This is a genomic window from Erysipelothrix sp. HDW6C, from assembly GCF_011299615.1.
Lineage (GTDB): Bacteria > Bacillota_I > Bacilli_A > Erysipelotrichales > Erysipelotrichaceae > Erysipelothrix.
Genome location: NZ_CP049861.1, coordinates 276,579 through 300,256 on the forward strand (window position 1 = coordinate 276,579; position 23,678 = coordinate 300,256).

The following is a 23,678-nucleotide window of genomic DNA, read 5'->3' on the forward strand; positions in this document are numbered from 1 at the left end:
CCTCATTAAAAAATAATATTAAATAGGAGGAGTTTTACTATGTTTACTTTTAGTCTGAATGTTACGACAAAAGCAGGACGTGAGCTCATCACGTCTTTTTCTTTGTCTGTAAATACCTACGATAAAATCGCCCTCATTGGCGAAGAAGGAAATGGCAAGAGTCTATTTCTTAAAGCATTAACCAATAATATTGATGAGACAAACCTGAACGTATCAAAGAATCTTAGTAATACAACATTGCTTTTCGGTTACATGAAACAGGAACTGTCCACAACAGCGTTACAACAAACACTTTATGACTTTGCCCTGGATTATCAATGGGAGAAGTACCACAAGTTTCTATCCCTTATGCATCAATTGCTTCCTCACCTTACGGAATCCGACTATCATCGAAAGTTATCGTCATTCAGTGGTGGTGAATGTGTTCGTATACAATTATTGAAAGTTGCCCTCATGCGTGCTGATGTCTATATTTTTGACGAACCCACCAACAATCTTGATTTAGAGACGATCGTATGGTTTGAATCATGGCTTCTTTCACTTACAGAGCCCGTACTTTTCGTTTCCCATGATACACATCTTATAAGGAATACTGCTAACCGCATCCTTCATTTCGAGCAATTAAGTCGTAAAAGCAAATCACGCATCACCCTATTTGAAGGCTCCTACGATGATTTCCACACAACGCGATCGCGCATGATTTCACATCACAATAATGTAGCCGATAACCAAATGCGTGAGCGTGAGAAACAACAACAACGTTGGCAACAACAGTATAATAAGGTAAGTCACCAATTAAGACATGTCGCCAGGAACGATCCCGGTCTTCAAAAGAAAATGAAGAACCTCAAAGCACAAAAACGAAGATTTGAACGCTGTTCCGATTTATCCCATATTGAAACAGAGAGTCCTGTAATTATCAATCCGCAGGGTATTCAAACCATTACCACACGTCACCTGTTTAAATTCGATCTACCTGAACTATTGATCGAATCGAAACGCTTGGCCACTGCTTTGACACTGTCCATGACTACAACTGATCGAATTGCATGTATTGGTAATAATGGTTCTGGTAAAACAACATTTATCCATTACCTTAATACTTTTACGAAAACTCTGCCCTTTCGTACCGCAATTTTGCACCAAGATATACACCAATGCATCAATCTCAACGAATCTCCACTTGATAATTGTGTCATTGACGGCTCAAAGGAGGAACGTGAATCCATTGCAGCTGCACTTGGTGGGCTTCGATTCACCAGTGAAGAAATGACAACGCCGCTAAATCAACTTTCTGGTGGACAACGAACCAAAACCGCCCTTCTTAAAATCCTTCGTCAAGACCCCGATTTACTTATTCTTGATGAACCAACACGTAACCTTAGCCCCGATTCTGTTGCTGAAGTCGTTCGTGTTCTTAAAGCATTTCCAAAAGCAATCTTTTGTGTTACCCACGACCGTGCATTTATATCTGAATTATTTCCAACATGCATAACCCTAACGCCGATGGGTTTTAAACTTATGTAAGTTGTTCTTGACTCTAACACTGTGTTAGAGTCTATACTAAAGATGAGCTCAAGAGAAAGGATCCTTTTCTATGATTAAAATTGGAGATTTTTCCAAACTATCGCGACTCAGCATTCGTGTGTTGCGCCATTATGATGATATCGATCTACTAAAACCCGTCTTTATTGACCCTGACAGCAGCTATCGTTTTTATGATGCATCGCAATTAAAAACCAGTCATCAAATCCAAGCACTCAAAGACCTTGGTCTGAGTCTATCAGCAATTCGTGAAATTCTAAATAGCGATGACACGGGTAATACTTTGCACATGTATCTCAGAGTCCAACGACAAATTTTAGCAGATGATCAAACCATCATTAATCAGCGTATTGCACATCTCGATAGTATGGTACAACAACTAAAAGGAGATGCAAATAGCATGAAATATACCGTCAATACAAAAGAAATTCCCGCTCGATCTGTCATGAGCCTACGTCAAATTCTACCAAACTTTCAAAGCGAAGGAGAGTCATGGGGAATGATGGCACAAGAAATTGGTTCGCAGTCTATAAAATACGCCAATCCAAGTTATGCCCTTGCCAAGTTTCACGACAAAGAATACAAAGAAACAATGGTTGATGTCGAAATTCAAATAGCCGTCCTACAAAAAGGGGAAGATACAAAACATGTTAAGTTTTTCGATGCTCCTGCAGAATTTGTAGCGTCTGTTCTCATGGAAGGCAGTTATGAAAATATGGCTGCTGTTACGGAAAGTATTGCAACATGGATTAGTGAAAGCAATTACGACTTTAGTGGTCCCATGTTCAACATTTATCTTGTAGGTCCTTCTGATGACCCAAATCCTGAAAATTGGATTACCGAGGTTTGTTTTCCAATCGCACTCAACTAGTTCGGTTGCATGTGGTCGAGACAATGGTATAATTAGAGATATTATTGAGGAGAACATATGAAAAAAATATTGAAGACTTTCACTTTCGCATTACTATTATCGCTTGTTCTGGTGGGATGTACACAAAAGGCAGAAACGCCAAAGGAACCAACACCACCCGAAACTACAGAGAATGACCCAATAGTGTCAAACCCATCAAATCCAGTTGCAACGATTACGATGGAAAATGGAAAGACTATTGAAATCGAACTCTTTCCAGAAGTTGCTCCAAATACAGTGAATAACTTTATCACACTCGCAAACAGCGGTTTCTATGATGGGGTTATCTTCCATCGTGTCATCCCTGGATTTATGATCCAAGGCGGCGATCCTGAAGGATCTGGCATGGGTGGACCTGGATACAGCATAAAAGGGGAATTCACAAACAACGGTTTCGAGAATAACCTTGTTCATGATCGCGGTGTCCTTTCAATGGCCCGAAGCCAAGATAAGAATTCTGGTGGTTCACAGTTCTTCATTATGACTGCAGACTCTCCACACCTTGATGGTGACTATGCATCATTTGGTCGGGTAACACAAGGAATGGATACAGTAGATGAAATTGTTACTGCACCACGTGGCGCGAATGACCGTCCGGACGAGGACCAAGTTATTCAATCTATTCACGTCGATACAAAAGGAACAACATATTCCGAACCTACAAAAGTTAACTAGTTAAGAGGCATTCTAATGAATGCCTCTTTTTTTTTGCCACAAAAAAAGCTAACCGAAGTTAGCTTTTGGGTTCTCAATTATTGACCAATTGTTTTTGCTGAAGCTTTTGTTGCTTCAACTGCTGATTTTAAACCACCAGCATAGAATGAAACCATTGATGTGATATCTGCATCTGAAGCTTGTCCAACTTCTTCTGCTGTCTTACCAATTGCCCAAGCGCGTAATTCTGCAACTTGTTCGTACCATTCTTTACCTAATTTACTTGCTTCTTTCATTCCGTACTCTTCTTTTAATTCAGTTTTTGTACGTAAGTCAGTAGCTGGAGTAATTGTTGTTCCGTCGATTGTTGCTGTTACTTTAGCGTCATCGATGAATGAGTAAACAATTTTTCCTTCTGGATCAAATGCTGATACAGCAACTGTTGTGTTAAGGTCTAATTTGTCTTCTGCACCTGTTGTTGATGCTGACATACCAACACTTGCAACATTTTTAACATCTGTTGCGTTTGTTACAGCTAATGCAATAACATCTAAGTAATCTTGAACTGAAATTGTTACGGATGATGTTAAGTCAGCATCTGTAGGTACTGCAGGGTGAGCATCATCTTTTTTCTCTGTTGCTAAACCAGCAACTTCAGCAGGTGTTTTTCCAACAGCCCATGCTTCTAATGCTTCAATTTGTTCGAACCATTCTTTTTTAATGCCACTGTTTCCAGCCATTCCGTAATCTTTACCTTGTGTTTTCTTAGTTCCTTTGAACTCAAATTTAACAATTGTACCGTCTGCTTTAACTGCTTGTTGATTTTGTGCTACGTCGATTTGGACTTGAGCAATTTTATCACCATCAAGAACTACAGTTGCAAAGTATACGTTTGTTTCGAAGCTTCCGTCTTTTCCGTCAGCTGCTTCTTTTGATTTTGCTGAAACTTTGATTCCGGTACCGATTTTGTAATCTTTACCTGTTGCTGGAGTTTCTCCGCTTGGCTTATCTTCGCCTTTTGATCCACATCCTGTTAGCACAAGAAGTGAAACGAGTAATACTGCTAATAACTTTTTCATTCAAATTCCTCCTATTTGCTCTTTCATTGTACTTATATTATCCAACCTTGGTCAATAAATAACAAGCAGTTTGTTAAGATTTGTCACAACTTTTCACAAGTGAGGTGCTATTATTTAAGAACTTGTGAAATTTTGCGCTATTTTTGCTATTACATAAAAAAAGAGGAAGATAATTATCTTCCTCTATCACGACGTTGTCCTGACCCTTTTCGATCGGAACGTGGTTTATCATCACGTTGACGACTCCCACTATCACGACGACGGCTATCACGGGAGCGTGTGTCTCCACCGCGAGAGCGATCATTGCGTCCACGATTGTGTCCACCTCCGCCTTCACGGCGACGACGTGGTTCACTAATGGAAATTTCTTCAAGCATTTCTACTGATACGTTATTTCCTTTAATGTCAGTTTTCTCAATCTTTGGCATAATTTCTTTTGCCAATTCACGAGGAATCTCCACGGTACTTCCATTATCATTGATGACAATGCGACCAATGTCTTTTCCACGAATTCCTGTAGCAGTAGCAATTGCACTGACCAAGTGAGCAGCACTAATTCCTTGTCTTGCTCCGATTGATAAACCAATCTTTGAGAATTCACCTTGATTACGAACACGTTTTGAAGGTGCATCACCTTTAATTGCTTCTAAGTTATTTTCTGCGATTGATTTGTTAATAAATGCAGTCACAATTTCTTCTTGTGTAAACCCTTCAGCAGCAAGCCCTTCATAAGCAATGGAGAATAATTTTCCTTGCTCTGATGATGACCATTGACGGATGTCACGTGCCAATGTATTGACAAGGACTTGGTTCAATTGATCTTTTGTTGGTAAAGGTGTTTCCTTGATTTCTGAATTTGAAAGACGTTCAATTTGTTTGATTGCGTAGCGTTGGCGACGTGTAACCAATGTAATTGCAAGTCCTTCTTTACCAGCACGACCCGTACGGCCGATACGGTGAACATAATATTCTAGTTCTTGAGGGATGTCATAGTTAATAACAACATCCATACTATCAACATCAATTCCACGAGCAGCAACATCCGTCGCGATTAAGACTTTAACCATTCCACGTTTAAAGCGATTCATAACCATGGTGCGCATTTCTTGTTTCATGTCACCATGAAGTCCAAGAGCTGGATATCCTGCTTTATTTAATTCCGTAGCGAGTTCATCAACCATTTTCTTTGTATTACAGAAAATCATTGTACCCTTTGTTTCGTTGATTTGTAGTAATTGGATTACCAAGTTTACTTTGTTGTTTGATTCAACATTATAGTAAATTTGTTCAATACGTGAGACCGTCAAATTATTGCGTGACAGCGCAATCTTTTGTGGTTCCACCAAGAAATCATCGCTAAGTTTGATAATTTCTTTAGGCATTGTTGCTGAGAAGAAGGCCATTTGGCGCTCTTCAGGAAGGTGAGTGAATATCTCACGGATATCATCCACAAATCCCATGTTCAACATTTCATCGGCTTCGTCAAGAACAACTTTGTGACAGTTGTTCAAACGTATTGTGCGACGACGGATGTGGTCCATGAGACGTCCTGGAGTCGCAACGACGATATCAACGCCACGTTTGATATCTCTAATTTGTTTGTCAATAGGTGCTCCACCGTAGACACTTACAACCTCTAAATCGTCTTTATAACGAGCAAAGCTTCTAAGTTCTTCGGCAACCTGCATACATAATTCACGTGTTGGACAAAGGATTAACGCTTGGGTTATTTTTTTGTCTTCACGTTCTAATGAACTCACGATAGGCAATCCAAACGCTGCAGTTTTACCTGTTCCTGTTTGTGATTGTGCCAATAAGTCGTGATTGTTCAATAAAATTGGAACCGCTTGTTGTTGGATATCTGTTGGCGCTTCATAGCCTTTTTCAGTTATCGCACGAACGACTTCCGGGGATAAATCTAATTCTTTAAATGTCATTTATATTCCTACTTCTTTTCTAGCACACGAGATAAAGTATACCATACATGAGCCTAAAATGTCGGTTTTATGCAAGATTGCGTGTAACTATTTTTTATGTAAGCGCATATATGAATCGATTTAAGGTGCTGCACACGAAAAGAACACCTCTGATTGACTTAAATACAAAAAACCTCAGATTTCTCCAAGGTTATTCATAACGCGTAAGTGTTCCTTCACCGCTAACATAATCAATGATCGTTTCGCCTTCTTCGCTGTAGTGGAATGCAACCAGAACAATATGACCTTCCGTTACTGAATCATTGGCAATGACCCATTCTTTACTTCCATCAGCTTGGTCTTCAACTTGTTGCGTCAAAATATAATTATGATCGTCAATTAGTGTCTCTGTATACTTTACAACCTCATCATACGAGAGATCATTTTTCCCATACGTCAAAATCGTTGTACGGACACCGTTTTCTATTTTGCTGTTTGTTCCCGTTATTTTTTTCTCACCAATTATCGCATAAACGGATGGAACCTTATCATCATTAATATCAATGGTTTCTGCTGTTTTTGATGCACATCCTAGCAATGCAAACAATGCAATGAACATTACACTTATTTTTCTTATTTTTTTCATAATTTTACCTCGCAGTTATCCTATCATATGCTGCGATAGTATTTGCTGTGATGTCATAATTGAATGTTTAAATGTTATGAATCAAGAGTATTCCATGTCCGTTTGATTGTAAAGTCCTCTGCAAGCTCACGCGCAATTGCTACAAGTTTCGCATCATATCCCATAAATTCGAGTAACTGAATCGCATTACGCGTATTCGATGGCCCTTCATAGATTGTGTAATCAAAATTGATCGCTGAGTCTTCAATTGTCTCACGGAAGTGATAATTATGATAACTGTTTGCCATCATTTCGGTTAACTCAATATCATGGGTTGCTGCACAAACGAAACATGGTTTTGACTGTAATGCATTTAAGATTGACGCCGATGCTGCAATACGTTCAATTGTATTTGTTCCTTTGAGTATTTCATCAATCACAACAAATGAGTATTCGTGTGAATTAACTTCATCAATTATCCGCTTGATCGATTTGGTTTCACTTACAAAATAGCTGTCTCCTGATTCAATATCATCGCGAATTGCCATTGAAGTTACGATAAAAGATTGTCGCATCTCAAAGGATGTTGCAAGACATGTATTGAAGATTTGTCCCAAGTGAGTGTTCAATGCGATTGCCTTCACGAATGTTGATTTTCCACTTGCATTGGAACCGGTAATGATATTTCGTTGATGGAGCGTGACTGTATTTCCAATCGCCCCCTTCTCAATAAGTGGATGGATCACGCCTGCGACTACAGGAGCCAGGACATCGCTTTGGGTAAGTTGACAGTAGTTATCAAGGCTTTCCCGATAGGAAGCAACGCTAATCATGGTTTCAATATAGCCCAGTGTTGTATACAAGTCCATTGCTGCATCCGAATGATTGTTGAAACGTTTCACTAATATGTCAAAAGATAGGGGTGTTAGTAGAAAGTATGCTCCCAAGATCTCTCCAATCGGACTGCTTGCAAGATTGAATGTACTCGCAGATATAATGGCAAACCCCGAAAGCATGTTAATGCCTTGGAATACACGATTACTTTCAGTAAGTGTTTTTGTTTGCTGCTCGAACCCAGTAAGGTTCAGTTTCGCAATCGCTCTGCTCGCATTCACTGCTGCAACAAGCATCCCCATCGCAATGGCCTCAGATTGAATCTTGCGACTGTACGACTCATTAATTGCGAAATTTATGATCGCCGTCAATGAAATAAGAGCAATCGCAAGCTCCCAACGAATGAAAATCATCGCAATCCCAAGAACCGCAAGAATCCGCATGATTGTGTAGATGATATTCAAGTGTTCATTATAGGTACGTGGGTTGTGGATAAAATCCAAACACCCATTATAGGTGATTTTACCAATACGACGCAATTCCGTTTGGATTTCCAATCGTTCACTGGGATGTTGTGAAAAATAGGATACATGTTCTTCTACTTGATTGAGATTTCGTGCACTCTGGTCACGCATGGTAGCATAAAGGTATGAATCACCGATGCTGGATTGTGTATTATTGATTCGTTTGTACACACTATCCATATCCAAATCATTCCATGTAATATCATCCATCACATCTTTTGAGGGAAACATACGATAGTAGTCTTTCACACTTTCAAAATCTCGAGAATCGCCCTCGAATTCGGGAACCATCCCATATTCACTACGAATGCGTTGAACAACCATCGCATTTTTCGAGCGAATCCATATCATTGAAATAAGAAAGACAACCGCTAGCACACCGACAATAACACCCGCAAAAATTAAATATCCCATGCAACTACCTCCACTGTATTATCAACATAATACTCTACATTTCATCAAATAACTACCACAGATTGCTAATTTGAAAGTGAGATGGTTTTCAAATTAGTCATTTTTGTGGTTCTGGTGTGTTTTCTGGGGGCGAATTCGTTTGTTTTTGAGACAAATTGTGAAGTTTCGACACATTAGTTTAATCTTTGTGGCGAGTCTTTGTTGTTTATATTCATATATTATCACTTTATCAATTTCTTTTAGAAATGCAAACGAAAACCGTGTTCGGAAATTTCAACACGGTTTTCATTTGATATCTAAGCTGTTGCTGAGAGTGCAGCCATTGTAATGTAATTATACGGTTGATTGAAGTGAGGTAAGAAGAAGATATCAACAAGTTGAATTTCTTCGAGTGTCACATCCTTCATGATTGCGAGTGAGAACATGTGAATCGCCATTGAGATATCCGTATAGGATGCAATTTGGGATCCGATGATACGGCGTGATTCGCGTTCATAGATGATACGAATTTTGACATTGTTGTTTTCATCCATGAATCCTGGTTTTTGTAAGTCTTCAAATTCAGTATACACAGCATCGAATCCCGCTTTCTTTGCTGCTTCCATATTTAGACCTGTTGAGACCATGTTGTAACCATAAATTGAAATTCCGTTTGAACCTTGGACACCCAGTGATTTTAGAGGTGTTCCGCCAATATTATGACCTGCTACAATACCCGAACGAACCGCGTTGGTTGCCAGCGCAATGTAGGTTGTCTTCTTGAGTGCATTGGAGTAAAGTGTTGCACAGTCTCCAACTGCATAGACATCTTTAATACTTGTTTGTTGGTGAAGATCCACAAGGTAAGCACCATTATCAAAAAGTTCCAGTGCATCTTTCCCCAATTCGTTATTAGGTTTAAATCCGATAGCAAGAATAACAAGTTCTGCTTCGTATTCGCCTTTATTGGTGACGACTTTCGATACGGCGCCATCTCCTTTTAACTCAGTTACCATCTCACCGTAGTTGAGCTCGATGCCTTGATCACTTAACACTTTGTCCATATCCTCGGAGAACCACTTATCGTAGTAGCTGCTCAAGCATGTATCAGCTGCTTCAACAATTCGAACATGTTTTCCACGACGTTGTGCTGCTTCTGCCATTTCGACACCGATATATCCAGCCCCGACAACGACAACATTCTTTACATGATCTTGTGCTAGCAATGCATCGACTTTTTGTGAGTCTTGGAACAGTTTAACAAAGTGAACGCCTTCTAAATCCATTCCCGGAAGTTTTGGAGCAATTGGCGTTGAACCTGTTGCCAAAATCAACTTATCGTAGTCTACGACAGACTCTTGATGATTTGCATCTTCGTAATAAACTTTTTTATTGTCAAAGTCTACGCGTTTTACATCAGTTTGCATGTGAATATCGGCACCCTTAGCTGCAAAAGCTTCTTTGTTTGTATAAAACAATTGATCAGAAGAATCAATCTGGTGCCCTACCCACAATGCTGTACCGCATCCAAGATAACTCAAGTTTGTATTGCGATCCAATATTGTTACCTGATTCTCAGGATAATTATCCAACAATGTATTTGCTGCAGCAATCCCTGCATGGTTTGCACCAATTAAAACAACTTTACTCATAACATAGCCTCCTTGTGATTCGGTATCACTCTTTTCATCATACCGTTGAGAATTTAATGCATGTGTAATTTGTGTGATGTATGAAGTCTATTTTAACATAACTGCTATTCAAAACTTTAATATGGCAATTGATAGTGATAATCAATTGTAAATTCACAAAAAAGAATAGGTTTCCCTATTCTAAACATCAATCTCGACCATAACTGGACAATGATCACTTCCAATAACATGATCATAGATTTCAGCATCTTTAATCTTATCCTTTAACTTCTCAGAAACTACAAAGTAGTCAATACGCCACCCAGCATTGCGACTGCGCGCATTGAATCGGTAGCTCCACCATGAGTATCGATCGGTGACGTCACCATGAATGAAACGGAACGAATCCACAAATCCATCATTCAAGAGATTGTTAAACTGCGCACGTTCTTGATCTGAAAATCCTGGATTCTTACGATTTGCTGATGGATTCTTTAAGTCAATTTCATTGTGAGCAACATTCAAGTCCCCACAGAGAACAACAGGTTTTACGCTATCGAGAGCCGAAAGGTAGGCGCGGAAGTCATCTTCCCATGTCATTCGATAATCGATGCGTTTTAAATCCTGTTGCGAATTTGGTGTATAAACACAAACCAAATAGAATGATTCATATTCACAGGTGATGACGCGACCTTCTTGATCGTGATCATCAATGCCAATGCCATAGGATACATTGATAGGTTCCGTACGACTGAACACTGCGGTTCCAGAATAACCCTTTTTTACTGCGTAGTTATAATAGGCATGATACCCCTCTGGCTCATAATCGAGTTGTCCTGCTTGCATTTTTGTTTCTTGTAAGCAAAGCACATCTGTATCCAAGTCCTTAAATATACCCACAAAGTCCTTATTCATAACGGCACGTAGCCCATTAACATTCCATGATACTAATTTCATTTTTACTGCCTCCACATTTCACTAAAGGGAATAAACTCAACCCTTGAACTTAACTCCTTCGCCTTTTGTCGTTGAACTTTGATATCCCCGCCACTTGCTGTGTTTAAGGATTCTCGGTCGAGCATGGTATGGACATAGACCATTTTCTTAATCAAGTACCACGACGCAATCGCTTCATGAATGCGCGTTGCTCGGCCTGACGGCTCTATTTCAAAGCTTTCGCGTAATGTCTCCACTCGCTCACGACTTGTGGCTACCGCTACTTCGCCAAGATTTTCGATTGAGCCAATACGGCGTCTGTCTTGTTCTCTTTGAAGTACAGGAGCGATGTTTCCTTTTTCCAACATGAGTCGGTATAACTCCACAACTGTAGTTTCGTCATCAAATGTTAAGACGAGTACATTGTTGCGATAACGTTCTAATAGTGCGCCTTGCTCAGTAAGACAATAGAAGATTCCCTTTGCTTCAAGATAATTACGATCCACAAGTAGAATTGCAAACTCATGATCATCACCTTGAGAATAAAGAATGACGGGTGCCTTAATGTACCACTTTGGTATTTTAAAGATATCTTTATAGCTGATAATTTTATTCGCTATTAAATCTTTATTGATAAACACACTAAAGTTAATCATAATTCGACACGAATCATCCATCGCTGCAATGCTTTGATACAATGCATCATGAGGGTGATTCTCTACATTCAAATAATCCTCGAGATATCCGTTAAATTCACATTCTTTTGCGCCGGCGCGAAAGTCTTTAACGTCCTTTAAAACGCTTACTAAGCTCATACTAGTCCCCCCTATATGTTTCTTCTATTTTGACATATTTTACAAACTTTTGAAAGTAGTCCACACTCGAGTTGCAATATGTTCTATAATTATAGAATAGGGGGACATACTATGCGAAAAACTTACATAACCACCTCATCACTCATCGATGAATTTAAACAAACATTACTCCAGGGAAATTCATATGTCATGGGAACTTCAGTTCGCAATTTTGATTTCACTTTTAATGAAGCAATTCTGGACCAGAACGCGTTGGAAGTAACCTGTTTTAATATGTTACAAACCTTACAATTCGATAAAATTGCAGCTGTTTTAAAGTTCCCTAAAACCATTCAATCTTTGATTGCGTTAATCAAAGAATTAGACTGCTATGGTATTTCCTTGTCAGCACTTCCTCAAAAGACACCATTACAACAAGAAATTGCTTTAGCCTTGGAAAGTATACGTCCACTTATTCCTGCTCCTCAACTAAAGCGTTCCGTACAGTATCAAGCAGTCGCCGCTGGCCTTTCTTATCATCATACTTTTTTCTTAAAGCGTCACGATGTACCCTTTATAATCCAACACACATCAAAACCATCTTCCATACGGTTCAAGGTTGCTTTGAACATCCGTTCTGAGATTGAAGCCGTTGCACAAGATTTGCTCACCCATAAGATTACAGACGCTGTAATCGCGGTCCCCAATTTAACAGCACGAAAACCACTTATCGAATCTGTCTTTGCACGGTATGATTTGAATTTAGTGTTGCAAGACCGCACAACAACAATGGTAAAATCACAATACTTAAGTATTATCAATGTTGCGCAAAAGCGTTCGATCAGCGCCATCATTACATTGATTGAAGCCAATCCACTTGGGTTACGTTACATTGACGATCTGGTTTACTATATTCGTCATTTTGAGATTGATAACACAACTATTCTTGAGCCCTTTTATTACGCTCATGAAATTCAAGGTTACGAGGAGATATATCGCGTTCGAGAACGCATTGCAGATGATGTCGCCGTCTTGCAAGCGTTCCTGGAAAATCTCCTTTCCCTTTCATACCAAGACGTTATTGCTTTTGCCTACGATACGCTTTATGAAAACAGCACCAATGATTTATCAAAAATTAAGGCTTTCCTTGAAAGCAACTACCATCTCTATGCAGAGTCTACACACGAATTTTTCTTAGCACATTTTGATACAATTGGAACTGACATTAAAAGTAACGGAACGATTCGCGTGGTCGACATCAAAAACCTCCCGCTCACCCCTCCAGATCATTTGTATGTTCTTGACCTCAGTGCAAAAAATTTCCCCGCAATTCCTTCACGAACAGGCATTTTGGATGAGTCGTATGTTGGTGCTATCGCAGGATTTCCTAGTTTGGATGTGCGTACGCAACACGACTTGGACAACCAAGCACGTATCTTTAATCATGCAACACATCTCACACTCTCTTATAACGCCGCAACCTACGAAGGAAAAAGCCATGAAGTATCGTATCCTGTAGCGCAGTTTTGTGATGAAAACAACATCTCCCTTTCTTCTTGGAATTTGATTCAAGTTCATGATCGGGAAATCAGTACTCGCCATCTCGATCCAAAGATTGCATCTCAAGTATACCTGCGTGACGGTGCTATAGTAGGATCGATTTCATCCTTTCAAATGTACCTTCAAGACCCTTATAACTTCTTCATTGAACGTGCTTTGGGGCTACGCGAACCAGAGAAGTTCACTTTTGATGCCCGTATCATTGGAACCATCAATCATGCGTTAATGGAAGCGACACACAACATCACAAACCAAGATCCATGGACCAATATTGCCGCTGTTTTCCCAAAAGACTCCAATCGCATTGCGATGATTAAAAGACGCAATGATGCCTTAATGGAACTAAACATCCCCTTAATTCTCGAATCCATTGCGAATACTGATTTTCAAGTCCATGCTCTCGAGGAGCGTTTCTCAACACACGACCTTTTTGAAGCGGTTCATTTGCGCGGCATTATAGACCGTATTGACATGAACGATTCGCATCTATTAGTGGTTGACTACAAATCATCCGCATTAAGCCTCAGTCAGCCGGCAGTCAAAGCAGGTGAACAATTGCAATTGCTCACGTATGCAATGATTGCGGAACGACGCTACAACAAACCTGTACTCGGAGTCTTTTACTTTGGATTCCGAAATCGCAATATTAATACAAACTATGCAAAGTATAGCTTTGCACAGGGAATTGTGGTGGATGACAGTGATTATGAAGTTCTGTGGATGAAAGACAAGAAATACAGTGGTTGGATGTTTGATCGTCCTGGCGATCATTTTGACACTGATACATTCTACGGTGGTCTGAGAATGACAAAAGCAGGAATGTCATTATGGAAGCGCGAATTTGATATGAATAAAGTGCGACCATTGCTTACCTCAATATATAAAGACTTAAGTACCAATATTCTAAATGGTATTCTCGATAAAGATGCCATCATTATTAACAGCGATCCAACACTTGATTTACGGAAGGAGGACGAGGATAAATGACAACGTTTAATCCCCAACAACAGCTCGCAATTGATGCACTAAACCAAAATGTCGTTGTTTCCGCTTCAGCTGGAGCTGGTAAGACTACAGTTTTAATAGCCCGACTTATGAAGCGAATCATCACCGATGGTGTACGCATTGATCAGATTTGTGCCATGACCTTTACAGAGGCTGCTGCTTCTGAGATGAAGACACGGCTGCTTGCCGCGCTAAACGACGAGTACAATGCACGCCATGATGCATTTATTGCGGAGCAAATTGCCTTGGTTGAGACCGCTCAAATTTCAACAATCCATTCCTTTTGCCTTACCATCATAAAGAATTATGGGTATATCTTGGGTATTAACCCCAGTCGGACCGAAAACATTATGGATAACGCGGCTGTAACGCTACTTCAAAACGAAGCTTTAGAGTCCACATTGACGCAATGGTTAGCAATCAAACCACGGCAGACACAGCGCTTGCTTGATATTTTTTCGACCAACCCAATCGATTTTGCTTCGTTGAACAATGCGATTAAAACCTGTGCAAATTGGCTTCTTAGCAAGAAACACCCACATCTTGAGATGAAATCCGTGACCCAAACTTACAATGTACAATCCTTCGAGCAACTTCCAAGTCTTTACAAGGATGCGTTTTTTCACCGCTATGCGCTTGCAATTATGGATATCAAGAGTGCCATTCAAGCGATTATTGCTGTTTCCGATTCAAGTTATGATGCCAACGACAAAAAACAAGCCAAATACTTTGAACAGTCCGCGCATTTGAATCAAGTTTTTGGAAGACTTCTTGAGATTGAACATCTTGTCTTAAATAAAGACATTGCTTTTTATGATGAATTTTCACCTTTGTTCGACTTCAAAATTGCCGCTGATTCAAAAAACGATGATTATACAACAGCCCGAAACCAGCTTGCAGACGCCATCAATGCCATCATTGTAGAGCATGCACCCATGGACCAACGCATCCATTTACTTAACAAACAACTCCCCGATATTCTTGATCTTCTTGAAATAACGGATGATTATATTGTGGAATATCGACGGTTGAAGGTTGAACAAAACTGTCTTGATTTTAGTGACTTTGAATCCTTGGCTCTTGAAATACTGAGTGTCAACCACGGTGAAATTGCGCAACTCATTCAACCTCACTATCTTGAAATCATGGTCGATGAATTTCAAGATACCAATGAGTACCAAGATGAAATTATTCGCCTTGTCTCAAATGGAAAGAATATTTTCCGCGTTGGTGATATCAAGCAGTCCATTTATCGCTTCCGTGGTGCCATGCCAGGCATTATGCAAGCACTGATGCATGATCAAGAAACGATGAATTTGTATCTCTCTTTCAATTATCGTTCAAAAAAAGACATTGTCGACTACAACAACTATGTCTTCGATAAACTCATGAATATTACGCAAGGAATCACCTATACCGAGCACGACCATGTCAATGTTGGTATTCCAGCACAGTCGGAAGACTCACACCCTGTTGAGTTTCTCATCGCCGAACGTGGCGATACGTATCACGAGAATGATAGCAATCAACAGCGCGCTGCCCTTATTGCCCAGGAAATAATTGCCTACTCAAAAAAAGGCTATGCATTTCGCGATATGGTCATCCTCGTTCGATCACACGCGAGTAAAGCATTCCTTAAGGAAGCGTTTGTTGCCGCCAACATTCCACACTATATTGATGATCAAAGCGGTTTCTATCAATCAGAAGTTATTGCCGATATCCTGCACATCTTAAACTACGCGTTGAATCAACATGACTTTTATCTTGTTCATGTTTTAAAATCTGTATTTATCGGATATTCCGATGACCAAATCGCTTTATTGAAACTCAGTGATGAACCATCCATTCGTGAGGCTTTAAAAGTTCATGATCCACAAACGTACGCCTTGATATTCGATACTATCAAACGTTGGCGAAGCGAAGATATTGTGACTATCATTAAGGATATTATCCTTATGAATAATACCTATAATCGGGCATTGTCCTTACAAGATAAAACAAACGTCGACTTTCTTCTTGATAAAGCATCCCATTATCAAGATACTGCGACCCCAACCTTGCTTGGGTTTATACGGTTTGTGCGTGAGTTCAAAGATGAGACGAGCAGTGAGGCATCACCGCTTAATAACGAAGCCGATGTCGTGACTTCGATGACCATCCATCAATCCAAAGGACTTCAATTTCCGATTGTCTTCTTATGGGGGATGGGAGGGCATACGGTTCGTGATCATGCTTCTACACTCCTAACCGACGACCGTCTTGGAATTGCTTTGAACCATATTGAAATGCCATATCGCATTCAACAAAAGAACATATTGCGTTCAATTGTGGAATACAAACAAGACCATGAAGAATTGGAAGAAAGTTTACGTTTGCTTTATGTTGCCTTAACGCGGCCTCAAAAACACCTCATTATGGTCGATGTTGTCAAAGAGTTTCGTCGTGAAACACTCACACCAACCTATCTCTTTAACCATCGCAGAAAGGCTGAGCTTCTCTATGCAGCCAGTCCCAACACAACAAACCTCACCATTATTAATGCCGAAGATATTCCAAATGAATCGCTAGACGCGAAAATATCCACACTGTCAAACGAAATGTTTGCGTTAAAATTCGACACTACCGAAACCACATACAGTGCGGTTTCCAATAAGCCACTACAGTTGCATCAGTTTTCTCAAGAAGGAATGGCCTTCGGAACCATCTTGCACGAGGCCGTTGAAACACTGCCACACCGCGTGTGGACTGATGAAGACCTTTCAGATTTTGCCCCTGTATTTAGAAAACGATTGCTTGCATACAACCAAAATCCATTTACACAGAGTCTCTACGCATTCCCAACTATTGAACATGAAATGCCATTTATTGATAGTGCAGGTGAGGGAATCATTGACTTTTATGCACTCAATTCAAGCGAAGTGGTGATTGTCGACTTTAAAAGCGACAACGCTACAGCTGAAGAATTAGTCAGTCGCTACCGCGATCAGATTGAAGGATATGTCGCTGTGATGACTAAACAATATCCAAATCTGAAAACACGTTCCTACATTTATAGTTTCAACAGCAATTCTTACATTCAAATTACATCGTAAAAAGAACAAGCCTCTCATAGAAGCTTGTTCTTTCTTATAATCCTTTGCCTTGTTGTGAATTCACAAGCATTTCGACCATATGCTTGATGTTTCCTTGTCCTGCAAACTTTGTATTATCGGCAAAGTCTTGATCCGCTATTGTTATCCAATGAAGCGGATGTTTTTCAGGAACCAAGTCTACTGCATGTTTCAGTGTTCCAAAGAAAACTTGAAGTTCAATACCATCACGGTGATATTGTGTTGTAAATAACGCTGTAAGTTCGATGTCTGCCGATGAAATTCCCGACTCTTCAAAAAGCTCACGGTAGGCAGACTCTGTATTGCTCTCATTGTTTTCTTTTTTTCCACCAAGAAAATTGTACAAACCTTTATAAGGGTCTTTAGTACGGTAGCACATAAGTACTTCTGTTTCCGAGGGATTGAAAACAATAACGATATTAACAACTTTCAATGAATTAGTCATTAAAGAGATCGAAAAGTGTACTTACAGGCGTATGATTTTGAATGGCCTCTATCGCCTTCGCTAACATATAACCAACTGATATTTGTTTGATTTTTTCAACACTACGCGCTGCATCATGAAGGGGAATTGTGTTTGTAGTCAATAATTCTTTAATTTGTGACTTCGCAATACGTTCAACAGCGGGTCCTGAAAGAATACCATGCGTACATGCTGCATAGACTTCTTTGGCACCTCGAGCGTAAAGCATATCTATACCACCCATTAGTGATCCAGCAGTATCGACCATGTCATCAATAACAATGGCGATTTTTCCATCAACATCACCAATTAAGTTCATTGCTTCTGCAACGTTTGGTTTTGTACGACGTTTATCGATAATTGCGATTGTCGAGTTGGGAATTGTATCCGATAATTTACGAGCACGTGTTGCACCACCATGGTCTGGTGAAACAATGACGATTTCGTCTTTGAAATCTTTAGCACGATAATATTGTCCAATCATGGCAACGGCAGTCAAGTCATCCGTTGGGATGTCGAAGAATCCTTGAATTTGCGGTGCATGAAGGTCAATTGTGACCACTCGGTTTGCTCCCGCAGTTGTAAGTAAATTGGCCATCAATTTCGAAGAAATTGGTTGGCGCGCACGTGCTTTTCGATCTTGGCGTGCATAGCCATAATATGGCATAACAACTGTGATCTCATCTGCAGATGCACGACGACATGCATCCAATGCAATTAAGACTTCCATGTAGCGCTCGCTTACTGGAAAACATGTTGATTGAATAATATAAACATGTTTTCCACGCACTGATTCAAGTGGCTCAATCAAAATTTCACCATCGGCGAAGTGACGTACATCAATTCGGCCGCGTGGCATGTTTAAATGTCCACAAATTTCGTCTGCTAACTCAACGTTTGACGACAACGCAAATATCACTGTATTTTCTTGACTCATCATAATCTACTGTCCCTCTTTGTTCTTAAACTTCTCTCCATAGCCAGATTTCACCACTTGTCGTGAACGTGCAATTGCTAATGCTCCGTCTTCGACGTCATCAACGAGTGCTGAACCTGCGGCTACAACCACATTATCCCCTATTTTTACAGGTGCAATCAGTGTGGAATGACTTCCAATGAATGCCCCATCACCGATTTCCGTTCGGTGTTTATGCTTGCCATCGTAATTTGCGGTGACAACGCTACAACCTATATTAACATCTTTCCCAACATTTGCATCCCCTAGATACGTTAAATGTGCACTTCTTGATAATTCTCCGAACTTTGTGTTCTTAAATTCAACAAAATTACCAATTCGCACCTTATCTTCAACAATTGTCTTCATGCGCATGTGTGAATTTGGTCCAATGGTTGTTTCGTTACCAATGGTACTGTCCGTAATGCGGGAGCTGTCGATGGCAGTATTCCTACCAACGGTTGCATTTTCAATCCATGAATTCGGATAAACAATGGTTCCTTCGCCAATTGTTGTTTTTCCGTAGATGTGATTGTTTGGGAATATCGTGACATCTTGGCCGATAACCACATCGGGTCCAATGTATGTCGATTCTGGGTTAATGATCGTGACACCATTTTGCATATGAACTGTATTGATACGATCTTGCAACCACTTGTTGGATGTATTCAATTGGAAACGATCATTAACTCCTAAGAATTCTTGATAATCTTCAGCACGCAGTGATTGAATCGAATGACCATTCTTCTTCATAATCTCGACCAGTTTAATGATATTGAGTTCGTATGTGTTTTCATCGTCTTCAATTTCCGGCAAATATTTAAATAACAATTCGTTATCAACACAATAGACACCAACACTGATTTCATTTATGTTGCGTTCAATATCTGTGAGGTCACGGTTTCCGACAATACGCTCAATCTGTCCTTGATTATCGCGGATAATCCGACGGTATGAACCCGGGTCTTTGAGTTGTGCAGTCATGACGGTTAAGTCATGCCCTTCGTGACTTGCAAATATTTCGGTCAGTGTTTCGGGTTGAATTAAGGCACAGTCGCCAAGTAAGATCAACGTTGATCCTTTAACACCATGCAACTGTGTAGCACGGGAAACCGCATCTCCCGTTCCTTTTTGTTCATCTTGAACGGCATATTCGACGCTGTCGCCAAGATAGGTTTCAATTTGTTCGCGTTGGTGACCTGTTACCACAATGATTTTGTCGACATCGACCTTTTTTAAATTATCTACCAAAAGACCGATCATGGGTTTGTGTAAGATATGATGCATCACTTTGTTTGTACTTGATTGCATGCGCGTACCTTTACCCGCTGCTAAAACGATTGCATTTTTCATAGTTGATTTCCTCCTCTTTAATTTTATCACATTTCTGTCTGGTTACTTGCCAATCCGGCCATATTTCACAAATGGATAGTCAAAGACAATCTTATTATAGAGTGTCATTGCAGTATCTAAATCCTGGGTTAATCCATAAATCGTTGTACCACTTCCACTCATGCAAACCCCATCCAATCCACCTTCACGCAGTGTGCGTACGACTTTGCGCAGGCGACCATTTCGTTTGATAACCGGCTTTTGAAAATCGTTGTGGGTATTGTCTACAATTTGTTGATAATCATTTTTTTCGATACCCTCAAGACATAATTCCAGGCTTTTCTCTTCTTGGAAGTCTTTGAACCTACGCAAAAAGGACTTGGTACTTACACCAAAGCCGGGTTTAACTAGCAGGTAATACATATCCGTTTCGAGTTCGATAGGGGTTAATTTATCCCCAATTCCCTCTACAATCATGGGACGATTGAAAAGACAGAAGGGGGTATCTTCATCAATTTGTGAGGCAACTTCGATAAGCTCTTGATCACTAAGATTTAAGTGGTACATATCATTAATCATGGTGATCACAGTTGCTGCATCCGCGCTTCCGCCACCAAGACCTGCTTGGGCTGGGATATTTTTAACGATGCGTACTTTAAAGTTGTCCGTAATGTCGTAACGATCCTTCATAATCATCAACGTCTTATAGACGGTGTTTCGTTTATCGTTGGGTAGGTATGTTTTATCCGTCTCAATATGCATCGTTTCGTGCTTGTCCAAATAAATCATATCAAAAAGATCAATGGGTACGATGATATTCTTAAAATGAAGCATACCATCAATACGCTCCTTCGCATGTAAGTATAATGTCAGTTTTGCGAAAGCCTTTCTACGCATACAATGCTCCATAAAGACGCACATAGTCATCCAATGTGAGATAGTCAGCGCGAATGCTTGGATCAAGTCCAAGTGATTCTAAAATTTCAGCGTAGTTTACTTCTTTATCAATTGTTTTGAGATTATTTACAAGTGTCTTACGACGGAATTGAAAGCATTTTTTTACGAATGTAAAGAATGTTTGTTCATCATAAGGCAAACTGTGTTCGCGGGGAACAAACTTGATGACACTTGATTCTACATTTGGACGGGGATGGAAGCTTTCTTTAGAAACTTTCATTACAGTCTTGATATCAAAGTAGTATTGCATTTGAATGCTCAGCGCCGAGTATTCCTTGGTTTGAGGATGCGCAGTTAAACGATCTGATATCTCTTTTTGAACAAGAATTGTCATTGCAATGATATCCAATTCCATAAGCTTAAAGAGAATTGGGGTTGTTATATAATAAGGTAAATTCGCACAGATTGTGATGGGTTCTTTGAACGCACTCAAATCAGCCTTCAAAAAATCTTGATAAATGATTTCAACATTATCATAGTCTTCGAGTGTTTCCTTGAGAATTTCAACCATGTGTGGGTCAATCTCATAAGCAATCACGCGATCATAGCGTTCCGCCAATTGTTGCGTGAGCGCTCCCAATCCAGGACCAATTTCCAAAACGGTTCCGCCTTCGCCACTGTAGGTTGCAATGTTACGGACTACAGAAGGATCAATCATAAAGTTTTGACCAAAGTGTTTCTTGGCTCTGCGTTCGTATCGCTTGAGTATCTCCATACTTACAGAATAATTTGCTATTGTTTTCATAAGGTACTCTCTTTCAGTGCTGCTTGGCAATCTGCAACAGTTTTATTCATCATATTCAAATATTTAAAGGTCGTCTTTGCGTTAGATTTCGGGAACTTAAACGATTCGGATAACCAATCCCTACGCATTTGCGCATTAGACCCACCTGTGAGCCCCAAATCAACGAATTCGTGCCAAGACAAAGATTCTGTAGCAACATCAAACGTCGCCGCTTCTTGTAACGCTGACACGATATCTTCGCAATCTGCATGTTCAATTCCAACCTTTTGCTTCTTTTTTGTCTGTAGGACGTGCAATGAAGCATGTTTTGTTGTTCCCACTTCTTCGATAATACGGCGACGAATCATTTCACCGGGTCCATCGGGATCTGTAAACACAATTAAACCACGTTCCTTATGGAATTGGCGGCATAATGCCAAAAATTCTTGCGACATGTGTGTTCCTGACGAGGTAATAATATCGGCATCGATACATTGTAAGAGTTTCTCGCGATCGTGTTTTCCTTCTACCACGATCACCTCTTGAATTTTCTGTTTCTTCATGCGTTTATTATATCATGTTTAAAATATGAAAAAAACTGGGGCTATCCCCAGTTTAGACACCACAGTTCCAAAGTCCATCGCTTTGGTAACGTGAATTTAGACTGATAATTTCTACACTCGCATCTTGAGCATGACCTTGTGACATGGATAATGCAGACTCTGAACCTGCATAAAGATCAATCTTTGATCCTTGAATTGCGCCACCACGATCAAGAACAATCGCTCTAAATGGAACACCGGGTTGAATCCCAGCACCGCTCACTGTATGGTTGCTTACTTCCACAACTGTACATAGAGGGAGGGCTGAAGATGTCGCAATGACATAATAACCTTCATAGGTCATCCCTGGTAACCATGTACCATCTTTTTGTCGAACTGAGTCCAATCCGACACCAACACCGGATGCAGTACCACCACGTCCATCGGCACCCATGTTACAGCCGACGCAGTCAACGCCATAGCGTGTAATACGACTTGCTTCATAGTATGCTCCTGGTTGAGCTACCTGACCGCCTTCATAGACAGTTGGTGTTGAGTCATAGACTTCAGTTGAATTCGGTATTTCGACACGTGATAGTAATTCGTCTTTTTTGTTATATGTTAATTTATACTTTGTTTCTTTGTAACCACGTTCTCCATCTTGAGTTTTGGCAAAAATCCAGCTTGCACCACCGTCTACGACGTACGATGCTTCTCGTTCTTCAACACCAAGCTCCTCAAGCGGTTCTTGTACTGTTTCAATTTCGAACCGATACGGTTCCTCTGTTTGACTCGTTAAATCATTTAATTTTGGGTAAGTTATTTCAGGTGTGGCATCCGCATTTACGGCACAACCACTCATAATTGCTACCATGACTAGCATAACTATAGTCATTATGGATTTCTTCATTACGTTGTCTCCTTTCAAAAAAGACCACGAAAATATAGCATAACGACTAAATACGGTCAAATTTAGAGGCAGTTTTTCGATTTTTCGTATTTTTGAACACTCTTGATACCCTAAGGCGAGTACCTCTCATCATCATCAAAAAGATTGTGTGAAATTGTGTGATTAGAGAGCTTTTCAGACTTTCCAGACTGTTTATATCCTTGGTTTTTTTCCTCTAAAACTTCATTATAAGGCTTAAGTAAGCCACTTATGAAAACACATACATAATAGAAATAACAC

General features: G+C 40.0%; 19 protein-coding genes. 5 read left to right on the plus strand and 14 right to left on the minus strand.

Annotated features, from left to right (window positions below):
* The first annotated feature begins 39 nt into the window (after positions 1 to 39).
* From G7062_RS01385 to G7062_RS01395, 3 genes are all read left to right on the plus strand, one after another.
* Positions 40 to 1,527 carry an ATP-binding cassette domain-containing protein gene (locus G7062_RS01385; RefSeq protein ID WP_166064132.1) on the plus strand — a complete coding sequence of 496 codons (1,488 nt, stop codon included), beginning with the start codon at positions 40 to 42 and terminating at the stop codon, positions 1,525 to 1,527.
* Positions 1,528 to 1,597: 70 nt separating this feature from the next.
* Positions 1,598 to 2,416, plus strand: coding sequence for a MerR family transcriptional regulator (locus tag G7062_RS01390; protein ID WP_166064133.1), 819 nt, complete (start codon positions 1,598 to 1,600; stop codon positions 2,414 to 2,416).
* Between the two features lie 219 nt (positions 2,417 to 2,635).
* On the plus strand, positions 2,636 to 3,130 hold the full coding sequence (locus G7062_RS01395; RefSeq protein ID WP_371741493.1) for a peptidylprolyl isomerase: 495 nt from the start codon (positions 2,636 to 2,638) through the stop codon (positions 3,128 to 3,130).
* A gap of 77 nt (positions 3,131 to 3,207) precedes the next feature.
* On the opposite strand, the gene G7062_RS01400 is transcribed toward G7062_RS01395, so the two are convergent.
* The 7 genes from G7062_RS01400 to G7062_RS01430 all read right to left on the minus strand — a co-directional run bounded on the left by G7062_RS01400 (position 3,208) and on the right by G7062_RS01430 (position 11,862).
* Positions 3,208 to 4,188 (minus strand): hypothetical protein, encoded by a 981-nt coding sequence (locus G7062_RS01400; RefSeq protein ID WP_166064135.1) that lies wholly within the window; start codon positions 4,186 to 4,188, stop codon positions 3,208 to 3,210.
* Between the two features lie 173 nt (positions 4,189 to 4,361).
* Positions 4,362 to 6,125, minus strand: coding sequence for a DEAD/DEAH box helicase (locus tag G7062_RS01405; protein WP_166064136.1), 1,764 nt, complete (start codon positions 6,123 to 6,125; stop codon positions 4,362 to 4,364).
* A 190-nt stretch (positions 6,126 to 6,315) separates the two neighbouring features.
* Positions 6,316 to 6,750 carry a hypothetical protein gene (locus tag G7062_RS01410; RefSeq protein WP_166064137.1) on the minus strand — a complete coding sequence of 145 codons (435 nt, stop codon included), beginning with the start codon at positions 6,748 to 6,750 and terminating at the stop codon, positions 6,316 to 6,318.
* 74 nt (positions 6,751 to 6,824) lie between these two features.
* The gene (locus G7062_RS01415) at positions 6,825 to 8,501 is read right to left on the minus strand and encodes a hypothetical protein (RefSeq protein ID WP_166064138.1); all 1,677 of its coding nucleotides are present in this window, start codon (positions 8,499 to 8,501) and stop codon (positions 6,825 to 6,827) included.
* Between the two features lie 296 nt (positions 8,502 to 8,797).
* On the minus strand, positions 8,798 to 10,132 hold the full coding sequence (nox, locus tag G7062_RS01420) for a H2O-forming NADH oxidase (protein WP_166064139.1): 1,335 nt from the start codon (positions 10,130 to 10,132) through the stop codon (positions 8,798 to 8,800).
* A 180-nt stretch (positions 10,133 to 10,312) separates the two neighbouring features.
* Entirely contained in the window at positions 10,313 to 11,068 is a 756-nt protein-coding gene (locus tag G7062_RS01425) for an exodeoxyribonuclease III (protein WP_166064140.1), read from the minus strand.
* A gap of 2 nt (positions 11,069 to 11,070) precedes the next feature.
* Positions 11,071 to 11,862 (minus strand): hypothetical protein, encoded by a 792-nt coding sequence (locus tag G7062_RS01430; RefSeq protein ID WP_166064141.1) that lies wholly within the window; start codon positions 11,860 to 11,862, stop codon positions 11,071 to 11,073.
* A gap of 111 nt (positions 11,863 to 11,973) precedes the next feature.
* Here G7062_RS01430 and G7062_RS01435 point away from each other — a divergent pair, with 111 nt between their 5' ends.
* A complete protein-coding gene (locus tag G7062_RS01435) occupies positions 11,974 to 14,388 on the plus strand; it encodes a PD-(D/E)XK nuclease family protein (RefSeq protein WP_166064142.1) in 2,415 nt (804 codons plus the stop codon).
* Entirely contained in the window at positions 14,385 to 17,498 is a 3,114-nt protein-coding gene (locus tag G7062_RS01440; protein ID WP_166064143.1) for an exodeoxyribonuclease V subunit beta, read from the plus strand. Before G7062_RS01435 ends, G7062_RS01440 begins: the two co-directional genes overlap by 4 nt.
* A 34-nt stretch (positions 17,499 to 17,532) precedes the next feature.
* Here G7062_RS01440 and G7062_RS01445 read toward each other — a convergent pair whose 3' ends face one another.
* The 7 genes from G7062_RS01445 to G7062_RS01475 are packed head-to-tail and all read right to left on the minus strand — an operon-like array spanning position 17,533 to position 23,399.
* Positions 17,533 to 17,961, minus strand: a complete 429-nt coding sequence (locus tag G7062_RS01445; RefSeq protein ID WP_166064144.1) for an NUDIX domain-containing protein — start codon at positions 17,959 to 17,961, stop codon at positions 17,533 to 17,535.
* Positions 17,954 to 18,919 (minus strand): ribose-phosphate diphosphokinase, encoded by a 966-nt coding sequence (locus G7062_RS01450; RefSeq protein WP_371741445.1) that lies wholly within the window; start codon positions 18,917 to 18,919, stop codon positions 17,954 to 17,956. Before G7062_RS01450 ends, G7062_RS01445 begins: the two co-directional genes overlap by 8 nt.
* A 3-nt stretch (positions 18,920 to 18,922) precedes the next feature.
* Complete coding sequence (gene glmU / locus G7062_RS01455; RefSeq protein WP_166064145.1) at positions 18,923 to 20,287, minus strand: bifunctional UDP-N-acetylglucosamine diphosphorylase/glucosamine-1-phosphate N-acetyltransferase GlmU; 1,365 nt, start codon at positions 20,285 to 20,287, stop codon at positions 18,923 to 18,925.
* Between the two features lie 42 nt (positions 20,288 to 20,329).
* A complete protein-coding gene (gene ispE, locus G7062_RS01460; RefSeq protein ID WP_166064146.1) occupies positions 20,330 to 21,163 on the minus strand; it encodes a 4-(cytidine 5'-diphospho)-2-C-methyl-D-erythritol kinase in 834 nt (277 codons plus the stop codon).
* Positions 21,156 to 21,968, minus strand: coding sequence for a 16S rRNA (adenine(1518)-N(6)/adenine(1519)-N(6))-dimethyltransferase RsmA (gene rsmA, locus G7062_RS01465; protein ID WP_166064147.1), 813 nt, complete (start codon positions 21,966 to 21,968; stop codon positions 21,156 to 21,158). Before rsmA ends, ispE begins: the two co-directional genes overlap by 8 nt.
* On the minus strand, positions 21,965 to 22,510 hold the full coding sequence (gene rnmV, locus G7062_RS01470) for a ribonuclease M5 (RefSeq protein ID WP_240915968.1): 546 nt from the start codon (positions 22,508 to 22,510) through the stop codon (positions 21,965 to 21,967). The genes rsmA and rnmV overlap by 4 nt, the downstream gene beginning before the upstream one ends.
* A gap of 52 nt (positions 22,511 to 22,562) precedes the next feature.
* On the minus strand, positions 22,563 to 23,399 hold the full coding sequence (locus G7062_RS01475; protein WP_166064148.1) for a 3D domain-containing protein: 837 nt from the start codon (positions 23,397 to 23,399) through the stop codon (positions 22,563 to 22,565).
* Between the last annotated feature and the right edge of the window lie 279 nt (positions 23,400 to 23,678).